Annotated in this window: 3 protein-coding genes and 1 riboswitch; all 3 genes read left to right on the top strand. The window is 32.6% G+C overall.

The window, feature by feature from the left end; translation table 11 throughout:
- Positions 1-598 (top strand): type II secretion system F family protein (locus VK998_RS12490; protein ID WP_325228873.1); only part of this gene is annotated, 598 nt, incomplete at its 5' end.
- A gap of 49 nt (positions 599-647) precedes the next feature.
- A riboswitch (cyclic di-GMP riboswitch) is annotated at positions 648-736 on the top strand.
- A gap of 68 nt (positions 737-804) precedes the next feature.
- A complete protein-coding gene (locus VK998_RS12485) occupies positions 805-1,221 on the top strand; it encodes a type II secretion system protein (protein ID WP_325228870.1) in 417 nt (138 codons plus the stop codon).
- A 71-nt stretch (positions 1,222-1,292) separates the two neighbouring features.
- Positions 1,293-1,522: prepilin peptidase (locus VK998_RS12480; RefSeq protein ID WP_325228867.1), on the top strand; the 230-nt coding region annotated here is incomplete at its 3' end.

Genomic DNA, 1,522 nt, shown 5'->3' with positions numbered 1-1,522 from the left:
AACACCTACTAGAGCTTTATTAGCTATAAGTAATTGGTTAAGTGAATATTGGTACTTATTTATAGGGATAGCTTTGTTTATAATTGTAGGAATTATATCCTTTGGTAAGACAACAGAAGGAAGAATATTCTATGATACTTTGAAGATAAAAATACCTGGAATAAAGAATATGAATATAAAGATTATTACCTCTAGATTTACTCGGACTTTATCCACTTTGCTTTCTAGTGGTATACCTCTCTTACAAGGACTAGATGTAGTTAGTAAAGTAGTTGGTAATAAAGTAGTTTCAAATAAACTGAATGAAGCCAAGGATGATATTAGGAAAGGTATTCCCATGTCTAGAACTATAAAGGATATAGGCTTATTTCCACCTATGGTAGATTCAATGATAAAAATTGGCGAGGAATCAGGTGCATTAGATGATATACTCTATAAGACAGCTGATTTTTTTGATGAAGAAGTAGAAGCCTCATTACAAAAGATGACAACATTATTAGAACCTATTTTAATAGTATTTATGGCAGTAATCATAGGTTTCATAGTGATAGCAATGGCTATGCCAATGTTTGATATGGTGAATACTATAGAGATATAGTACAAGTATCACAAAATAAATGTTTTTAATCTATAGATTGAATTAAATTGAATATCTAGGGCAAACCCATCGAAAGATGGAGACGCAAAACCAGAGTCTAAAATTACTCTAAGTAATCATGATCGTTCGGCTGCATAAATTATATTATTTTTATATATTTATGTAGCCTTTTTATAACGATAAAATAAATACAAGGGGGAGAAAAGATGTTTCAATGGATTTTAAAAAAGATTAATAAGAACAATAAAGGTTTTACATTAGTAGAACTAGTAGTGGTAATAGCCATACTAGGAATACTAGCAGGAATAGCCGTACCAAAACTAGGAGCTTCCAGAAGAAGAGCAGCAATAATAGCCCATAATGCTAATGTTAGGACTTTAATGAGCGCAGCCACTATGTATATAGCTGATTACGGTGTGCCAAGTGAGAAACTTACTTGGACTGAAGATGATGAAGATAAAAGTTGGGAATCCTACCTTCAAGAATGGCCAGAAGTGCCAAATGGATTATCAGATGTAAAAACAGACGATCCGATAGAAGGAAGTTATAAAGTAACAATTGATACAAACGGTGATATAGAAGTAACACCAGGGGAATATAAAGAATCTGACGGTGATGATTAAAGCTAGTGAGCTACCAGAGATGATTTCTATGTCTAAAAATAAATGAACACTATCAATAAAGGAGGCTACAAATGGCAATATTTTTATTTCTATTAGGTACTATCATAGGTTCCTTTTTGAATGTCTGTATATATAGAATACCTAAAAAAGAGAGTATAGTTTTTCCTGGTTCTTATTGTCCAAACTGTAGCACTCCTTTAAAATGGTATGATTTAGTACCAGTGCTTAGCTTTTTATTTCTCAAAGGGAAATGTAGATGCTGTGGGGAGAGAATCTCCCCAAGGTATCCTACTGTGGAATT

The sequence above is a fragment of the Schnuerera sp. genome (assembly GCF_035459645.1).
In the GTDB taxonomy this organism is placed as follows: Bacteria; Bacillota; Clostridia; order Tissierellales; family Tepidimicrobiaceae; genus Schnuerera.
This window is presented reverse-complemented; position numbering and strand designations above follow the sequence as displayed.